Annotated in this window: 15 protein-coding genes; 3 read left to right on the top strand and 12 right to left on the bottom strand. The window is 59.3% G+C overall.

What is annotated here, in order from left to right; all coding sequences use genetic code 11:
• Nucleotides 1-668 precede the first annotated feature (668 nt).
• From E4P32_RS16930 to araD1, 10 genes are all read right to left on the bottom strand, one after another.
• Nucleotides 669-1217 (bottom strand): acyloxyacyl hydrolase, encoded by a 549-nt coding sequence (locus tag E4P32_RS16930; RefSeq protein WP_116434676.1) that lies wholly within the window; start codon nucleotides 1215-1217, stop codon nucleotides 669-671.
• A gap of 311 nt (nucleotides 1218-1528) precedes the next feature.
• Nucleotides 1529-2422 carry an SMP-30/gluconolactonase/LRE family protein gene (locus E4P32_RS16925; protein WP_116434677.1) on the bottom strand — a complete coding sequence of 298 codons (894 nt, stop codon included), beginning with the start codon at nucleotides 2420-2422 and terminating at the stop codon, nucleotides 1529-1531.
• A gap of 227 nt (nucleotides 2423-2649) precedes the next feature.
• On the bottom strand, nucleotides 2650-3414 hold the full coding sequence (locus E4P32_RS16920) for an SDR family oxidoreductase (protein ID WP_016832898.1): 765 nt from the start codon (nucleotides 3412-3414) through the stop codon (nucleotides 2650-2652).
• A 10-nt stretch (nucleotides 3415-3424) separates the two neighbouring features.
• On the bottom strand, nucleotides 3425-4597 hold the full coding sequence (locus tag E4P32_RS16915; protein ID WP_116434678.1) for a fumarylacetoacetate hydrolase family protein: 1173 nt from the start codon (nucleotides 4595-4597) through the stop codon (nucleotides 3425-3427).
• A gap of 179 nt (nucleotides 4598-4776) precedes the next feature.
• Nucleotides 4777-6312 carry an altronate dehydratase family protein gene (locus tag E4P32_RS16910; RefSeq protein ID WP_116435290.1) on the bottom strand — a complete coding sequence of 512 codons (1536 nt, stop codon included), beginning with the start codon at nucleotides 6310-6312 and terminating at the stop codon, nucleotides 4777-4779.
• Nucleotides 6313-6448: 136 nt separating this feature from the next.
• Complete coding sequence (locus tag E4P32_RS16905) at nucleotides 6449-7255, bottom strand: transporter substrate-binding domain-containing protein (RefSeq protein WP_116434679.1); 807 nt, start codon at nucleotides 7253-7255, stop codon at nucleotides 6449-6451.
• Between the two features lie 55 nt (nucleotides 7256-7310).
• A complete protein-coding gene (locus E4P32_RS16900) occupies nucleotides 7311-8045 on the bottom strand; it encodes an amino acid ABC transporter ATP-binding protein (protein WP_116434680.1) in 735 nt (244 codons plus the stop codon).
• On the bottom strand, nucleotides 8029-8679 hold the full coding sequence (locus E4P32_RS16895; protein WP_116434681.1) for an amino acid ABC transporter permease: 651 nt from the start codon (nucleotides 8677-8679) through the stop codon (nucleotides 8029-8031). The genes E4P32_RS16900 and E4P32_RS16895 overlap by 17 nt, the downstream gene beginning before the upstream one ends.
• 9 nt (nucleotides 8680-8688) lie before the next feature.
• Nucleotides 8689-9372 (bottom strand): amino acid ABC transporter permease, encoded by a 684-nt coding sequence (locus E4P32_RS16890; protein ID WP_116434682.1) that lies wholly within the window; start codon nucleotides 9370-9372, stop codon nucleotides 8689-8691.
• Nucleotides 9373-9701: 329 nt separating this feature from the next.
• Nucleotides 9702-10697, bottom strand: coding sequence for an AraD1 family protein (gene araD1 / locus E4P32_RS16885; RefSeq protein WP_116434683.1), 996 nt, complete (start codon nucleotides 10695-10697; stop codon nucleotides 9702-9704).
• Between the two features lie 228 nt (nucleotides 10698-10925).
• Here araD1 and E4P32_RS16880 point away from each other — a divergent pair, with 228 nt between their 5' ends.
• Together E4P32_RS16880 and E4P32_RS16875 are read left to right on the top strand one after the other, a co-directional pair.
• Entirely contained in the window at nucleotides 10926-11909 is a 984-nt protein-coding gene (locus E4P32_RS16880; protein WP_116434684.1) for a LysR family transcriptional regulator, read from the top strand.
• A 45-nt stretch (nucleotides 11910-11954) separates the two neighbouring features.
• Nucleotides 11955-12779, top strand: coding sequence for a DUF3047 domain-containing protein (locus E4P32_RS16875; protein ID WP_199525642.1), 825 nt, complete (start codon nucleotides 11955-11957; stop codon nucleotides 12777-12779).
• A 1-nt stretch (nucleotide 12780) separates the two neighbouring features.
• On the opposite strand, the gene E4P32_RS16870 is transcribed toward E4P32_RS16875, so the two are convergent.
• Entirely contained in the window at nucleotides 12781-13134 is a 354-nt protein-coding gene (locus E4P32_RS16870) for a DUF1304 domain-containing protein (protein WP_116434685.1), read from the bottom strand.
• A gap of 247 nt (nucleotides 13135-13381) precedes the next feature.
• Between E4P32_RS16870 and E4P32_RS16865 the strand changes: the two genes are divergently transcribed.
• Nucleotides 13382-13858: a hypothetical protein gene (locus E4P32_RS16865; RefSeq protein WP_116434686.1), complete on the top strand. Its 477-nt coding sequence runs from the start codon at nucleotides 13382-13384 to the stop codon at nucleotides 13856-13858.
• A 78-nt stretch (nucleotides 13859-13936) separates the two neighbouring features.
• Here E4P32_RS16865 and E4P32_RS16860 read toward each other — a convergent pair whose 3' ends face one another.
• A complete protein-coding gene (locus E4P32_RS16860; protein ID WP_116434687.1) occupies nucleotides 13937-15130 on the bottom strand; it encodes a M20 aminoacylase family protein in 1194 nt (397 codons plus the stop codon).
• Nucleotides 15131-15144: the final 14 nt, after the last annotated feature.

The following is a 15144-nucleotide window of genomic DNA, read 5'->3' as shown; positions in this document are numbered from 1 at the left end:
TGAAACGACTTCGCGCCGATGATAGTGCTGCAACCAGTGTGAAAGTAGGTCATCGTCAGGCTATTAATTAAGCTTAAGCCCCATACCATCAGGTGTGGGGCTTTTTGCTGTCCGATTCATTTGTCAATTTGCTTCACTTCAGACACAATCCTCCTCGTCTTATCCCGTCCAACGCCAACTCCAGGCGCCGTTTTACCTTTCAAGGCCATTCGGCTGCGCTTCCTCTCCCCACCATCGCTTCGTTTCAGGCACATCCGCCTCGGCCACTCCGGCAAACTCACCCCAATCCACTCGCAAAACCATCAATACTCTTCCGGTTTCACGTGCAATTCGCGCCTACTAATAGCCTCGTACATCCTCTATAACCTCCCAACTTCCGCGATCGCTCAGGAAATCAGCAAGAAAATCAATGCCCCTCTCCCATGATTTGCACCCATGGCGCCGCCATCTTCAGCAATAAGCGAATAAAGTATCTTCAGCGACCTCGCCAGGCAAATCATGATCTGAGGCGACTCATGATCTGACTTGCACCCCCAACATCAGTTGATGTGGAATTCGCTACTCCTGACTTCCTGAGTAAGCATCTCCCCAAACCTCCAGGCGTAAAAAAACCGGTCAGTGACCGGTTTCTTTATTCTCGCTGTCAGAATCGACAGCCGTTCAAACAATCAGAAGCGGTAAGCAGCTTTGAGAACCGCAAAGTTTACACCGCCGTTCGGCTGCTTGATGCCGCCGTTCGAAAAGTGCTGCAGCTTCACGCCAACGTCCAGGCCGTTCGCGAACACATAACCAGTGCCGAGGTGATCACCGAACTGGAATGCAGTCGACAGTTTCTTGGTGTCGTTGTTGTACAGCGAGGAGAACAGATGGACGCCGATGCCGGCTTCGCCGTAGAAACCCTTTTTGTCATCGCGTTGGAAACGGAAGACCGGTGTGAAACCGATGTCGGTGAAGTTCTTGCTGCTGTCGGTGTTGTTGTAACGCTTTTCATGCCATTCAGCGACTGTCAGATCCCAGTACCCGCCGATATGCGTGCCATTCGATTGCCACCACGCTGTGTTCTTCCAATCCCATTGTGCGCCCAGGCGCAGCATCTGAACCTTGGAGCCGGCGCCGCCTTCCACGGATACGGAATCAACGGCGTAGCTGGAAGTTTGCAGGCCGATCAGGGCGACGGCTGCGGCAGTGAGTTTGAGGGCAAATTTTTTCATCGACATGGAGTTTTCGCTAGAGTAAATATTGTTGAATATCGAAATTGAATCGCTTGTGCGGAGAGGGAATATCATCCGCAAACACTTGAAGCTATTTTCTCATAACAACTAGAAAAGAAAGCAAGTCTTGGGGCAAGCGTGACCGTGATTGTCGCTGAAATTGAACAGCTTTGCTGGCGCTGGCTCAGAATATCGCAATTTCATTGGCAAACAGGCAATGCGACCCGGTCACGCACATGGCGGAGAGAGCCGGACTGCGAAAGTAACATCGTCATGTGCGATCAAATTCCGGCGCAAAGAACTCAACACGTCTAGCCTCACCCCCGATACGAAAACTCCGGCAAGCCTGGAACATCCACCCGTACCGACATTACACAACCAGAATGAGGATACTGCGCGAGCTCGGCTTCGCTACGCCCGTTCCGGCCCGTGGTGATGTATAACGTGCGCAAATCCTCACCGCCAAAGGCAATCATCGTCGGGCAGCGAGCTGGCAATTTGATCTCCTGCAAGATATCGCCGGCGGATGAAAGCCGCAGCACGCGTCCGCCTTCAAACATGGCGCACCAATAAGCATTTTCGCTATCGACTGCGGCGCCATCGGGGCGGCCGCCGTAATCCGGCGCCGTCTTGTCCGTATCGAATTGCTTGAACAGGCGCTTGTTGCCCGTCCGGCCGCTAGCGAGATCGAAATCGTAGGCATCGATGCGGTGCGCCGGGGTGTTCGAATGGAACATCGTCCGCTTGTCGTTGCTGAACGCTACGCCGTTGGAGGTAGTCACGGGATGCGCCGCATCGCGCAACTGCCCATGATCGAAACAAAACAAACTGCCCAGATCCTGATCGCGCGGTTCATAAATTGTCCCGGCCCAGAAGCGTCCCATCGCATCGCAGCGGCCATCGTTGAATCGAAGTTTAGTGACGTCGTAAGGCGCATCGTGCAATCGAATCAAATTGCCGCTGTCCGTATCAAGATGGAACAGTCCATCGCGCAACGCCACCAGCAAGCCGCCGTCGGCATGAATTGCAATGCATCCCGGCTCTCCCGGCATGGGCCAGCTGCGGTGCGCCTTGCTGCTCTCGTGCAGGCGATGGACCGCCCGGCCGGGAATGTCGATCCAGTACAGAGCGCCTTCGCCGGCGTGCCATAACGGGCATTCGCCGAGTTGCATGGGAGTCTCGAAAGCGATCTGGATTGGATGTGGGGACATGGAAATGGAGTGGGCAGTTTCAGATGAACAAGAACTGCATTATGCCCATTCCTGCGCGCCGAACAATGCTGCCGGTATCGAAAACGAAAATAAAAGAACGGCCCCGGTGGCTCATGAACGGAGTGCCAAAAACACCGCAGCCCCTGCGATCCAGGATCGGCAGGGGCTGCGAGAGCATCAGCATAGCGATGTAGCAAACTACATCGCCGCGTCAATTTTTACATCGATCAGTTCGACCAGCCGCCGTCGATCATGTGGATCGCGCCGGTAGTGAATGCCGACTCTTCCGACGCCAGATACAGTGCCAGCGCCGCGACTTCTTCGGCCTTGCCGATGCGGCCCATCGGTTGACGGCCGACGAAAGCCTGGCGCACTTCCGCTTCGCTCTTGCCGGTTTCCTTGGCTTGCGTGGTGATGCGCTGGTTCAGCGACGGCGATTCAATGGTGCCCGGGCAGATGGCATTGCAACGGACGCCTTGCGCCACGAAATCCGCGGCAACCGATTTGGTCAGGCCGACCACGGCCGCCTTGCTGGCGCCGTAGGCGAAGCGATTCGCCACGCCCTTGACGCTCGATGCTGCGGACGCGATGTTGACGATCGAGCCGGACTTCTTCGCCAGCATGCCCGGCAACACCGCACGGATGGTGTGGAACATCGCCTTGGCGTTGAGGTTGAAGGAGAAGTCCCAGGCCTTGTCGTCGCAATCCAGGATGTTGCCGGCGGCAACGTAGCCCGCGCAATTGAACAGCACATCTACCGCGCCGACCTTGGCCACCAGCGCCTTGATCGCGGCGTCGTCGGTCACGTCCAGCAGATGCGTTTCCACGTTGGCGATGCCGGCCAGTTCATCCAGATGCTGCTTGCTGATGTCGGTCGCGATGACGCGCGCACCTTCACGTGCAAACAGTTCGACCGACGCGCGGCCGATGCCTTGCGCGGCGGCAGTGATCAGCACGGTCTTGCCGGCCAGGCGTCCAGAGGATTGCGACATGGTATTTCCTTTAAATGAGTTTGCGTTGTGCGAGATTCTTGAGCAGCGCCGTCAGACCAAATGTCCACGGTGCGACCTTGTCGGTAAAGTTGACCTTGTTCACCAGCGCGCCCAGCTTCGGCGTCGCGATCGTGACCACGTCGGCGACCTGGTGGGTAAAACCCTGTCCCGGTCCGAAGCGGTCCTGCGTCGGCGCAAACATGGTGCCGAGAAACAGCACCAGGCCGTCCGGATACTGGTGATTCGGGCCGATGGCGTGCTCCACCAGATTCAGCGGATCGCGGCTGATCATCGACATCGAACTGCTGCCCTTGAGCGTAAAGCCTTCCGTACCGTCTACCCGCATTGTAAGTTCGGCACGGCGCACGTCGTCAATTGAAAAATTTGCATCGAACAGACGAATGAAAGGCCCGACGGCGCACGAGGCGTTGTTGTCTTTGGCTTTGCCCAGCAGCAGGGCGGAGCGGCCTTCGAAGTCGCGCAGGTTGACGTCATTGCCGAGTGTCGCGCCCAGTGTGGCGCCGCGGCTGTTCACGACCAGCACGATTTCCGGTTCGGGATTGTTCCAGACCGACTTGGGATGGATGCCGACTTCGTCGCCCAGGCCGACCGACGACAGCGGCTGCGCCTTGGTGAAGATCTCGGCGTCGGGACCGATGCCGACTTCCAGGTATTGCGACCAGACGCCTTGCTCCAGCAGCACTTCCTTGAGCTTGGCGGCGCCGTCGGAACCCGGCACCACACTCGACAGGTTGTCGCCGATCACGGCGGTGATCGCCGTGCGCACCGATTCCGCCCTGCCGGCGTCGCCGCGCGCCTGTTCTTCGATCACGCGCTCGAGCATGCTGGCGACGAAAGTCACGCCGCTGGCCTTGACCGCCTGCAGATCGATCGGCGCCAGCAGCCATGGACGCGACGTATCGCGCGTGGCAACGTCGGCGTTGGCCAGCAGGTCTTCCAGCGACGCCAGGCGCGGCGCCTTGGCTTGCGCCACTGCGGCGGCGGGATTGTCGAGCTCGAGCAGTTGGCTAGAGGTTGCTGCGACGGCGGTCAGGTCGTACACGCCGTCGGCCTGTACCTTGACCAGCACGGGGCCGACTCCCGGTTGCCAGATGCGGCCGACCAGTGTTGCTTGCTGATGATCTTCAGGCAGATGCGCCTGCGTCGTGAATGCGTGTGTCATGCGTGCTCCAATTGAATGTCAGGGACGGTGCTGAAATGCGAATGAGATACTGAGAGATGCTTCAAGACGCGCGGTCGGGATTGCTTGAAGCATGTCGCAACCCCTCGATGGAAAAACTGCCGCCGGCAAAAACAGCGCCGGCGACAGCAAGGAGAAGAAACGATCAGGCGATCAGGCCATCAGGTATAGACGCCGATATGCCAAGGCACGAATTCATCCTGGCCGTAGCCATGCAATTCGCTCTTGGTCTTCTTGCCCGAAGCGGTGTCGAGAATCATCTGGAAGAACTTGGCGCCGATTTCCTGCGGCGTGGCCAGACCGTCGGCGATTTCACCGCAGTTGATGTCCATGTCTTCTTCCTGGCGTTGCCACAGCGCCGTGTTGGTCGCCAGTTTCAGCGATGGCGACGGTGCGCAGCCATAGGCCGAGCCGCGACCGGTGGTGAAGCAGATCATGTTGGCGCCGCCGGCGACTTGGCCGGTTGCAGAGATAGGATCGTAGCCGGGCGTATCCATGAAGACGAAGCCCTTGGCCGTCACCGTCTCTGCATACTTGTAGACGTCCATCAGGTTGGAGGTACCTCCCTTGGCGACGGCGCCCAATGATTTTTCCAGGATGGTCGTCAGGCCGCCGGCCTTGTTGCCCGCCGATGGATTGTTGTTCATTTCGGCGCCGTTCTTGGCGCAGTATTCTTCCCACCACGCGATGCGCGCCAGCAGCTTTTCGCCGACTTCCGACGACACTGCGCGACGCGTCAGCAAGTGTTCCGCGCCATAGATCTCCGGCGTCTCCGACAGGATCGCGGTGCCGCCGTGCCTGACCAGCAAGTCTACTGCTGAGCCCAGCGCCGGATTGGCGGTAATGCCCGAATAACCGTCCGAGCCGCCGCATTGCAGACCCAGCGTCAGGTGGCTGGCCGGGACCGGTTCACGTTTGACGTCATTGGCCTTGGGCAGCATCTTCTTGATCTTCTCGATGCCGAGCGCAACCGTCTTGGCGGTGCCGCCGGTGCTCTGGATCGTGAAGGTGTGGAAGTACTCATTCTCTTTCAGGTTGTGCGCTTCCAGCAGGCCCGAGATCTGGTTGGTTTCGCAACCGAGGCCGACGATCAGCACCGCCGCGAAGTTCGGATGTTTGGCGTAACCGGCCAGCGTGCGGCGCAGCATTGCCAGCGGTTCGCCTTCCGAGTCGACCGCGCAGCCGAGGCCGTGGGTCAGCGCGACGATGCCGTCGACATTGGGGAAATCGGCCAGAGCTTCCGGATGGATGTCGCGGCGGAAGTAATCCGCAATCGCGCGCGCGGCGGTGGCCGAGCAGTTCACCGAGGTCAGCACACCGATGTAATTGCGCGTGGCGACGCGACCATCGGCACGTTTGATGCCCAGGAAGGTGGCAGGCGTGTCGACATAATCGACAGGCTTGAAGTCGGCGCCGAAGGAGTGCTCGCGCGAAAACTCCGCCATGGCCAGATTGTGCGTGTGCACGTGCTGACCTGGCTCGATGGCTTGGCTGGCGGTGCCGATGATTTGTCCATAACGCTTGATCGGCTGGCCGACGGCGATGGCGCGTGTCGCCATCTTGTGTCCGGCAGGGATCAGTGCCCCGACCCGCAGACCGTTCTCTTCTTCGAGAATGGTGCCGGTGATCAGTTGGCGGCGCGCAATGACAACATCATCGACAGGATTCAATCGGATGACGGGAGAAATAGGTTTCATGATGATCTCGGTAAAAATCGGCAAATATCGGCAGCGTAGAGAATGTCATGCAGGTTGGCCGGCGTACGTTGATGCGTGACGCCGGCCGCAGTGTGCATGTTGCTGCTCACGTGATGCGTGCTTACTTCACTGCAAATTACTTCGCTGCAAATTGCGCCAGGTCAGGCATCGGTGTGCCGACCCATTGCTGATAGATCTGGCCCAGACGACCGTTCTTGGTGTTGGTGTCGACCCAGGCGTTCAGCCATTTTTGCAGTTCAGGTTCGTTTTGGCGGATGCCGATGGCGTAAGGGATGTCCTTGATCGCGAACTTGGTTTCCAGGCCCTTGGATGGGTTCTGGCGAGCGATCGCTGCAGCCAGCGCATTCGGTGTGCACAGACCGTCGACCTGGCCCGACACGATCGCAGCGGTGACGGTTGCATCATCGTCAAAGCGCACGATGGTAGCGCCCTTTGGCGCCAGCGGCGTCAGCAGGGAATCCTGCATGTTGCCGCGCACGACGGCGATACGCTTGCCGGCCAGGTCGGCCAGGCTCTTGATGGCGGTGCCCTTCGGTGCGGCGACGACGAATTGCGAGGCGCCGTACGGATGCGTGAAGGTGATGACCTTGGCGCGCTCAGGCGTGATGCTGAATGTGGCGATGACCATGTCGGCCTTGCCGGTCATCAGGAAAGGCACGCGATTCGGGCCGGTGACTTGCACGATTTCCAGTTCCACACCCAGATCCTTGGCCAGCGCGCGTGCTGTTTCCACGTCCGAACCTTGTGGTTCCAGCTTGGCGTTGGTCATGCCGAACGGGGGCGCACCGAGGTCGACGGCGATCAGCACTTTCTTGCGCGCCTTGATGTCGGCCAGCGTGTCGGCGTGGACAACCTGGGCGAAGCAGGCCAGGCCGAGCATGACGGCGGCGGCTTTTTTGGTGAAGCTGGATAAAGTTTTCATGTTGTCTCCTGAGGTATCGATTTTGACTGCAAAGTAGTGAAGCAAATCTTACAAATTACAACTCGCTGCTGACGAACTTCGCCAGTTCAGCGGTCTTGGGATTGGTGAACAGCTCGTCCGGAGGCCCCATTTCCCAGACTTTTCCCTGATGCATGAACACCAGCACGTCGGCCAGTTTGCGCGCGAATGCCATTTCATGCGTGACCAGCACCATGGTCATGCCCTGCTTGGACAAGTCTTCCATGACCTTCAATACTTCGCCGGTCAGTTCCGGATCGAGCGCCGACGTCACTTCGTCGAACAGCATCAGTTCCGGCGCCATCGCCAGCGAACGGGCAATCGCCACGCGTTGCGCCTGGCCGCCGGAGAGTTGCTCAGGATAGGCTTCCTTTTTACCTTCCAGACCGACCAGCGTCAGCACATTGTGCGCGATTTTTTTCGCTTCTGCTGTCGCCATCTTCTTGATGGTGGTCAGCGCCAGCGTGATGTTGCGCTCCACCGTCACGTGCGGGAACAGGTTGTAGCTCTGGAACACGATGCCGACCTGCTTGCGCAGTTCGCGCAGGTTGAGCTTGTCCGGATGATGGATGTCATGGCCGCAGACATTGATGTCGCCCGAGTCGATGCGCTCCAGTCCGTTGAGGCAACGCAGCAAGGTGCTCTTGCCCGATCCGCTGCGGCCGATGATCGCAACCATCTGGCCCTTCTGCACATCCAGAGAGACGCCGTTCAACACCTTGTTCGTGCCGAAGCTCTTGTGCAGATTGTTGATGCTAACGATTGCTGACATTCAATTTCCTTTCAAAGTGCTTGCTCAGCGCCGACAGCGGATAGCAGAGACAAAAATAAATCAGGGCTACGCAGCCGAACACGGTGAACGGCTGGAAAGTCGAGTTGTTGATGATCTGGCCGGCGCGCGACAGGTCGACGAAACCGATCACCGATGCCAGCGAGGTGTTCTTGACGATCTGCACCATGAAGCCGACGGTCGGCGGGATGGCGATCTTGAACGCCTGCGGCAGGATCACTTTCTGCAATTGTTCGAAGCGGTTGAAGCCCAGGCATTCGGATGCTTCCCACTGTGTCTTCGGCACCGCTTCGATGCAGCCGCGCCAGATCTCGCCGAGGAAGGCCGCGCAATAGATTGCAAACGAAATTCCGGCAGCCACCAGCGGCGACAGCTTGAAGCCGGCAATCGCCAGGCCGAAGTAGGCCACGAACAGGAGCACCAGCAGCGGGATGCCCTGGACGATCTGGATGTACCAGCTGGCGATGGCGCGCAGCGTCTTGTTGGGCGAGACGCGCCACAGCGCGATTACGAAGCCGGCCACGCCGCCGAAGGCGAACGCCACCAGCGACAGGACGATGGTCCAGACCGCTGCCTGCAGCAGGTATTCGACATGTAAAAAGGTAAATGAGGTCACGTGGTCTCCTTACAGATTGGTGCCGAGTCGGCGCTTGCGCACAAACGCTGTCTTCGCGATCAGCCAGAACGCGGCGCGGAACAGGAAGGACAGGGCCAGGTAGGCAACGGCGATCACCACATACACTTCAAAGCTGCGGAAGGTTTCCGACTGCACCAGGTTGGCGGTGGCGGTCAGTTCTTCGGCAGAGATCTGCGAGGTGATGCTCGATGCCAGCATCAGCAGGATGAACTGGCTGGTCAGCGACGGATAGACGCGTTCGACCGCGGGCAGCAACACCACATGCCAGTAGACATGGAACTTCGACATGCCCAGGCATTCGGCCGCTTCGATCTGGCCGGGGTGGATGGAGTTGATGCCGGCGCGCATGATCTCTGCGGTGTAGGCGCCGACGTTGACGGTCAGCGCGATCACGGCGGCGGTTTCCGCAGTCAGGCGCAAGCCGATGCTCGCCAGGCCGAAATAGACCAGGAACACCTGCACCAGCAGCGGCGTATTGCGGATGATCTCGACATAGGTCTTGACCAGTGCCTGCAGCAGCCAGCTCTTACTCTTGAAGGCGATGGCGCACAGCGTGCCGACCACAAAGCCCAATACGATGGAAAGCGCGGATAACTGTACCGTCAGCCAGGCGCCTTCGAGCAGACGGGGCCAGTTGACGAACACGCTCATGAAATCAAAGGTGTAATGCATGAAGTCTCCAGAAGTCTTCGGGACGGCGGCTGATTCCGGGAAGCCGCAGAGTCCGGTGGCGAATCAGGCAGCGATCCAAAGCATGGATGGACGGACAGATGGAACAGAAGATGCAGACGTCTTCATGACGCACGTCGGATGGAAGTGTGTTGGCATTGCTGGGTCTCCTTGCTGAGGCCTGGCCGGACCGGGAGGTCCGCTACGCAGGACAATTCATTATTGATGCGCTGCGGATCGGTGTCCGGTCCGGTGAGCGTATCGGCAATCGCCTCTTGATGGGCGCTTTTCTTTCGGTAACGACTAGATTCCTGAAACTTGTTAAATAAAAATCAAAGTACTTTGATGCCGTCGATAGCAATGCGCGACTGCTCGCGTGCAATGCCGTTGACCAACGGCTCGCCGAAATCCGGCAAGCTGATTTCAAACGTGTCGCCCAGTTGGGTACGTACGCCGTCGGCAAACGACAGCGTCGCGGTGCCGAAGAAATGCACGTGGATGTCGCCCGGACGCAGGAACTGGTTGTACTTGAAGTGGTGGTACTCCAGGTTCTCGATGGCGTGGCACATATTGTCCTGGCCGGAGAGGAATTCCTTCTCCCAGATCACACGGCCGTCGCGGCGGATGCGGCTCATGCCGACAAGGTTGGCGGGCAATTCGCCGACCAGCAGCTCGGGGCCGAAGGAGCAATAGCGCAGCTTCGAATGCGCCAGGTACAGGTAATTCTTGCGCTCCACCACGTGATCGGAAAATTCGTTGCCGATGGCGAAGCCGAGGCGATGCGGCTGGCCGTCTTCACTGATGATGTACAGGCCGGTCAGCTCGGGCTCTTCACCGGCATCTTCGGCAAACTCAGGCATCGGAAATGCTGCGCCCGGATTGACCACGATATCGCCGTCGCCCTTGTAGAACCATTCCGGCTGCGCGCCGACCTTGCCGCGACCCGGACGACCGCCGTCCAGACCCCACTTGAACATGCGCATGGTGTCGGTCATGGCGCTTTCGTCGTCGTCCAGTTTCTGGTGCATCTTGTCGCGCGTGGAGGCGCTGCCCAGATGGGTCAGGCCGGTGCCGGACACCAGGCAGTGCGCCGGGTCGGCATGATCCAGCGGCGCCAGGATGCGGTTTTCCTTGAGGATGGCGGCGTAATCTTCCTGGGTATTGCTATTGAGCAGTTGCGCCTGGCGCTCCAGCGAATTGCCTTCGGCAATCGCCAGCAGGGCCAGCTCATGCATGGTGTTGACCTGGGAAACCACGTTGATGGCCTTGCCGCACACGATGCCGACCTTGCGGCTACCCTGGCGATCTTCGAATTGAATCAGTCTCACGTTGTCTCCGATGTTGATATGGAGACATCCGGCGATGGCGCCGCGCGCATCGGATGCTGTGGCGCAGCATAGGCGCCGGCAGGTCGAATCAACCGCGCGCCGCTGCTGTATGCAGTCGCGCTCAGATTAATTTCGCCAATGTCTCCATGAAATTATTCACATCCTCACGAGTATGGATGCGTTAGCATTATGTTTTTGCTGCACAAAATATAAGAGGCTTCCACAACGATGTCTAATGACCTTAATTCATCGGGTGATAACCAACTGCAGGCAACTCAGGAAACGCCTGCGGTTTTGCCTTCGGTGAGCGCCATCGTCAGCCGTCTGCGCTTCAAGCAGGTAGCCTTGCTGACGGCGCTCGACGAGCAGGGTTCGCTGCATAAGGCCGCCGAAGTCATGCACATGACGCAGCCGGCCGCCACCAAGGCGCTGCATGAAATGGAGTCGGCGCTGGGCGTCACGCTGTTCGACCGTTCGACGCGCGGCATCGAAGCCACCGAGCTGGGCCGCTGCGTGATCCGCTATGCGCGCCTGATCCAGAGCGATATCAGCAATCTGCGCGACGAGTTGCAAGGCATGCTGACCGGGCAGGGCGGCAGATTGTCGATTGGCACCATCATGGGCGCCGCGCCGCTGGTGACGCGCGCCCTGACGCGCCTGCGCGAGGTGCAGCCGGAAGTCTCGATCGAAATCACCGAAGACACCAGCGCGCGCCAGTTGTTGTTGCTGGATCAGGGCCGCATCGACCTGATGGTGGGGCGTTCCTCGGTCAGTTCGCAACCGCAGCTGTACAACTATGAAATGCTGCGCGGCGAACCGATGTGCATCGTCACCGGGCTTGATCATCACCTGGCGACCGCGCAGAAGGTGCGCCTGCAGGAATTGTCGACCTCGTCGTGGATCCTGTACTCAAGCAATATGCCGATGCGCATCTGGATCGAGCACGAATTCAAGCTGGAGGGAATGAAGGTGCCGGCCAATGTTATCGAAACGGCATCTCCCTTTGTTACGGTCACCTTGCTGGCGCAATCGAACATGGTCGCGGTAATGCCGCTGGATATCGCGCACTTCTTCGCGGCCAAGCAGATGCTGTGCATCCTGCCCGTGCATTTGAAGACCCGCATCGAGCACTATGGTATCGTCACCCGCAAAAACGCCACCCTGTCGTCGATAGGCAAGATGTTCATCAATATCCTGCGCCAGCAAAACTGAACGGCCGCCCGCCATCTTTCCATCTTCGTCACTTGTAGAGAATCCATGAAGTCTGTTGTCACATCGTCGCTGCCGTCTTCCCTGCGCCTGGCCATGCTGGCCGGCGCGGTCGCCATTCTCGCCGCTTGCGCCAACACGCAAAAAGTTCACGACCCGGTCGCCAAGCAAGTCAAGCTGGACCAGGCGCTGGCGCTGTTCTCGAGCAATCCGGCGGAAGGTTTGCCGAAGGACTGGGAGCCGTTGATCTTCATGCGCAAGAAGAAGGAGACGGAATACAGTCTGATCAAGGACGGCGACCGCACGATATTGCGCGCCTTCGCCGACAAGGCCTCGTCGGGCCTGCGCCATCAGGTCAACATCGATCCGGTCAAGCAACCGTGGCTGACCTGGAGCTGGAAGACCTCGTCCCTGATCAAGACCGCCGACAATCGTTTCCGCGATACCGAAGATTCACCAGTGCGCATCGTACTGGCCTTCGACGGCGACAAGAACAAGCTGTCCTTCATGGACACCATCCTGTTCGACACCGCCAAGCTGGTGTCGGGACATGACTTCCCCTACGCCACGCTGATGTACATCTGGGAAAACAAGGCGCCCAAGGAGACCGTCATCGCCAACACGCGCACCGGCCGCATCCAGATGCTGGTGGCCGAGAGCGGCGCCGCCAACGTCGGCCAGTGGGTCAGCTACCAGCGCAACATCGTCGACGATTACGTGAAGGTTTACGGCGAACAACCGGGACGGTTGATCGGCGTCGGCGTGCTCACCGACACCGACAACACCGAGGAAAAAGTGGAAGCCTGGTACGGCGACATCCGCCTGTTGCGCCAGGCCACGGTGGCCGGGCAGACCGCGTCACCGCAGCAATGAACTAGCGCACCGCCAGCAGCGCGAGCAACGCCAGCAAGGCCGGCAATCCCTGCACGTACAGGATCGAGCGCTTGGCGGTGAGGCCGCCATAGATGCCCGCCACCAGCACGCATGCCACAAAGAACAGCTTGATCGCGCCGTCGCCGGAGATCAGTCCCCATGCCAGGCCGGCTGCCAGGAAGCCGTTGTACAAGCCCTGGTTGGCGGCCAGCACCTTGGACGCCTCGGCCGCTTCGCGCGACTGGCGGAAAGTCTTCAGCCCCAGCGGCTTGGTCCACAGGAACATCTCCAGCACCAGGATCCAGACGTGCAGCACGGCGATCAGCGCCACCAGGATGTCGGCGAGCAGTTTCATTGTTTCTCCTTGTTATGGTTTGTCTTGCGATGATGCCCGAAACAACAGCTGATGAACATAGTTTGCGGCTTGCGGTTGCAGACCCCGCGCGAAAGCCGCTACAATGGCGCCGGGCCTGACAGGGGGCCCGGTCTCGCGAAAGCTGATGCACCTGCTCATTGTTACGCGCACCTTCCTTTTCGGATATGCCCTGACGTTGAAACCTTGATATGACCGTAGCGAGAACGGTCAATATGAAAGGAACGTTATGTGGTCTACCTCCCATCCCCTGTTCAAACAATTGCGCACCGAATTGCGTACTGCTGCCGGCGAACCCTGCTGCAACAGCGAATTCCTGCGTCGACACGCACGGCGATTAGTGCGCGACGGTCGCGCCGATCAACCCAGCAAAGCCTTGCCGGTGCTGCGCCGGGTGATCGACGCCGGTCTCATGCCGGAGCTCGCCGTCACCGATCTCTACAACGTGCGTGAAACCCTGCAGCTGAAACATATCCTGCATACGCTGGCGCGCGAACTCGGATTCCCCGGCTGGGACGTCTGCAAGCAGGAGATTGATCGCTGCGACACGGCCGTACTGGATCGCTATCGCTTCGAGCAGGGCCAGTTCGGCGACTTCGAGCAGAACTGGTTTCCCGACGAGTCGACCGCACGCGCCTGGCAACAGGAGAACGGTGGTTACATCGTGAACTACGGCAAGCAGGCTGTAGCGATTCTGACCAAGTAAGTCACGAAGCAAGCTCGCAATAAAAAACGGCGGCGCCATGTTGTGACGGCCCGCCGTTTTTAATGCAATCAAGAGAGTTTATTGCGGCTTCAGGAAGGCCTCCGCCAGACGCACCCAATAGGTCGCGCCGAGCGGCAGCAAATCGTCGTTGAAGTCGTAGCTCGGGTTGTGCAGGTTGCATGGTCCGAGGCCGTGGCCGCTGTCGCGATGGCCGCCTTCGCCGTTGCCGATGAAGACATAGCAGCCGGGTTTGTGCTGCAGCATGAAGGCGAAATCTTCCGCGCCCATGGTCGGCTCGACCGTGGCATTGACATTGTCGGCGCCGACGATGCCTTGCAGGACTTCGACGGCGAACGCGGTTTCCCTGGCGTGATTGATCAGCGGCGGGTAGTTGCGGTTGAAGGTGAAATCGACTTCGGCATCGAAGGCGGCGCAGGTATGTTCGGCGATTTCCTTCATGCGGCGTTCGATCATGTCCAGCACCGGTGTGCTGAAGGTGCGCACGGTGCCGATCAGGGTGGCGTTGTCGGGAATGACGTTGGTGGCGCTGCCGGCGTGGATCTGCGTGATCGACAGCACCGCCGGATCGTTGGGATTGGCGTTGCGCGAGACGATGGTCTGCCAGCTCTGTGCAATCTGCACCGCCGTCATCACCGGGTCGATGGCCTTGTGCGGTTGCGCCGCGTGCGAACCCTTGCCTTTGACGATCACTTCGAACTCATTGCTCGACGCCATCATCGGTCCCGGCGTGACGCCGAAGGTGCCGACTTTCATGCCCGGCCAGTTGTGCATGCCGAACACCGCGTCCATCGGATATTTTTCAAACAGGCCGTCCTGGATCATGCGCTCGGCGCCGCGGCCGCCTTCTTCGGCCGGCTGGAAAATCACATACACGGTGCCGTTGAAATCGCGATGCTGCGACAAGTGGTGCGCCGCGCCCAGCAGCATGGTGGTGTGGCCGTCGTGACCGCAGGCGTGCATCTTGCCGGCATTTTTGGACGCGTGCGGGAAGGTGTTCAGTTCCGGCATCGGCAATGCATCCATGTCGGCGCGCAGGCCGATCGCACGCGCACCGTCGCCGCCCTTGATGATGCCGACCACGCCGGTGACGCCCATGCCGCGTACCACCGGGATGCCCCATTCAGTCAGCTTTTGCGCGACGACGTCGGAGGTGCGTACTTCTTCATAGCTCAGTTCGGGGTGAGCGTGGATGTCGCGCCGGATCTTTTGCAACTCGGCGTGGAATTTGGTGATGGGATCGATGAGTTTCATGATGCGTACCTTGC

This window comes from Herbaspirillum sp. 3R11, assembly GCF_004563925.1.
Lineage (GTDB): Bacteria > Pseudomonadota > Gammaproteobacteria > Burkholderiales > Burkholderiaceae_D > Herbaspirillum.
This window is presented reverse-complemented; position numbering and strand designations above follow the sequence as displayed.

Coding starts and splice junctions, on each gene's coding strand:
- E4P32_RS16915 (WP_116434678.1), bottom strand. CDS start 4,597: ATGACACACGCATTCACGACGCAGGCGCATCTGCCTGAAGATCATCAG.
- E4P32_RS16870 (WP_116434685.1), bottom strand. CDS start 13,134: ATGAAACTGCTCGCCGACATCCTGGTGGCGCTGATCGCCGTGCTGCAC.
- E4P32_RS16875 (WP_199525642.1), top strand. CDS start 11,955: ATGAAGTCTGTTGTCACATCGTCGCTGCCGTCTTCCCTGCGCCTGGCC.
- E4P32_RS16930 (WP_116434676.1), bottom strand. CDS start 1,217: ATGTCGATGAAAAAATTTGCCCTCAAACTCACTGCCGCAGCCGTCGCC.
- E4P32_RS16860 (WP_116434687.1), bottom strand. CDS start 15,130: ATGAAACTCATCGATCCCATCACCAAATTCCACGCCGAGTTGCAAAAG.
- E4P32_RS16890 (WP_116434682.1), bottom strand. CDS start 9,372: ATGCATTACACCTTTGATTTCATGAGCGTGTTCGTCAACTGGCCCCGT.
- E4P32_RS16925 (WP_116434677.1), bottom strand. CDS start 2,422: ATGTCCCCACATCCAATCCAGATCGCTTTCGAGACTCCCATGCAACTC.
- E4P32_RS16920 (WP_016832898.1), bottom strand. CDS start 3,414: ATGTCGCAATCCTCTGGACGCCTGGCCGGCAAGACCGTGCTGATCACT.
- E4P32_RS16910 (WP_116435290.1), bottom strand. CDS start 6,312: ATGAAACCTATTTCTCCCGTCATCCGATTGAATCCTGTCGATGATGTT.
- E4P32_RS16905 (WP_116434679.1), bottom strand. CDS start 7,255: ATGAAAACTTTATCCAGCTTCACCAAAAAAGCCGCCGCCGTCATGCTC.
- E4P32_RS16880 (WP_116434684.1), top strand. CDS start 10,926: ATGTCTAATGACCTTAATTCATCGGGTGATAACCAACTGCAGGCAACT.
- E4P32_RS16865 (WP_116434686.1), top strand. CDS start 13,382: ATGTGGTCTACCTCCCATCCCCTGTTCAAACAATTGCGCACCGAATTG.
- E4P32_RS16900 (WP_116434680.1), bottom strand. CDS start 8,045: ATGTCAGCAATCGTTAGCATCAACAATCTGCACAAGAGCTTCGGCACG.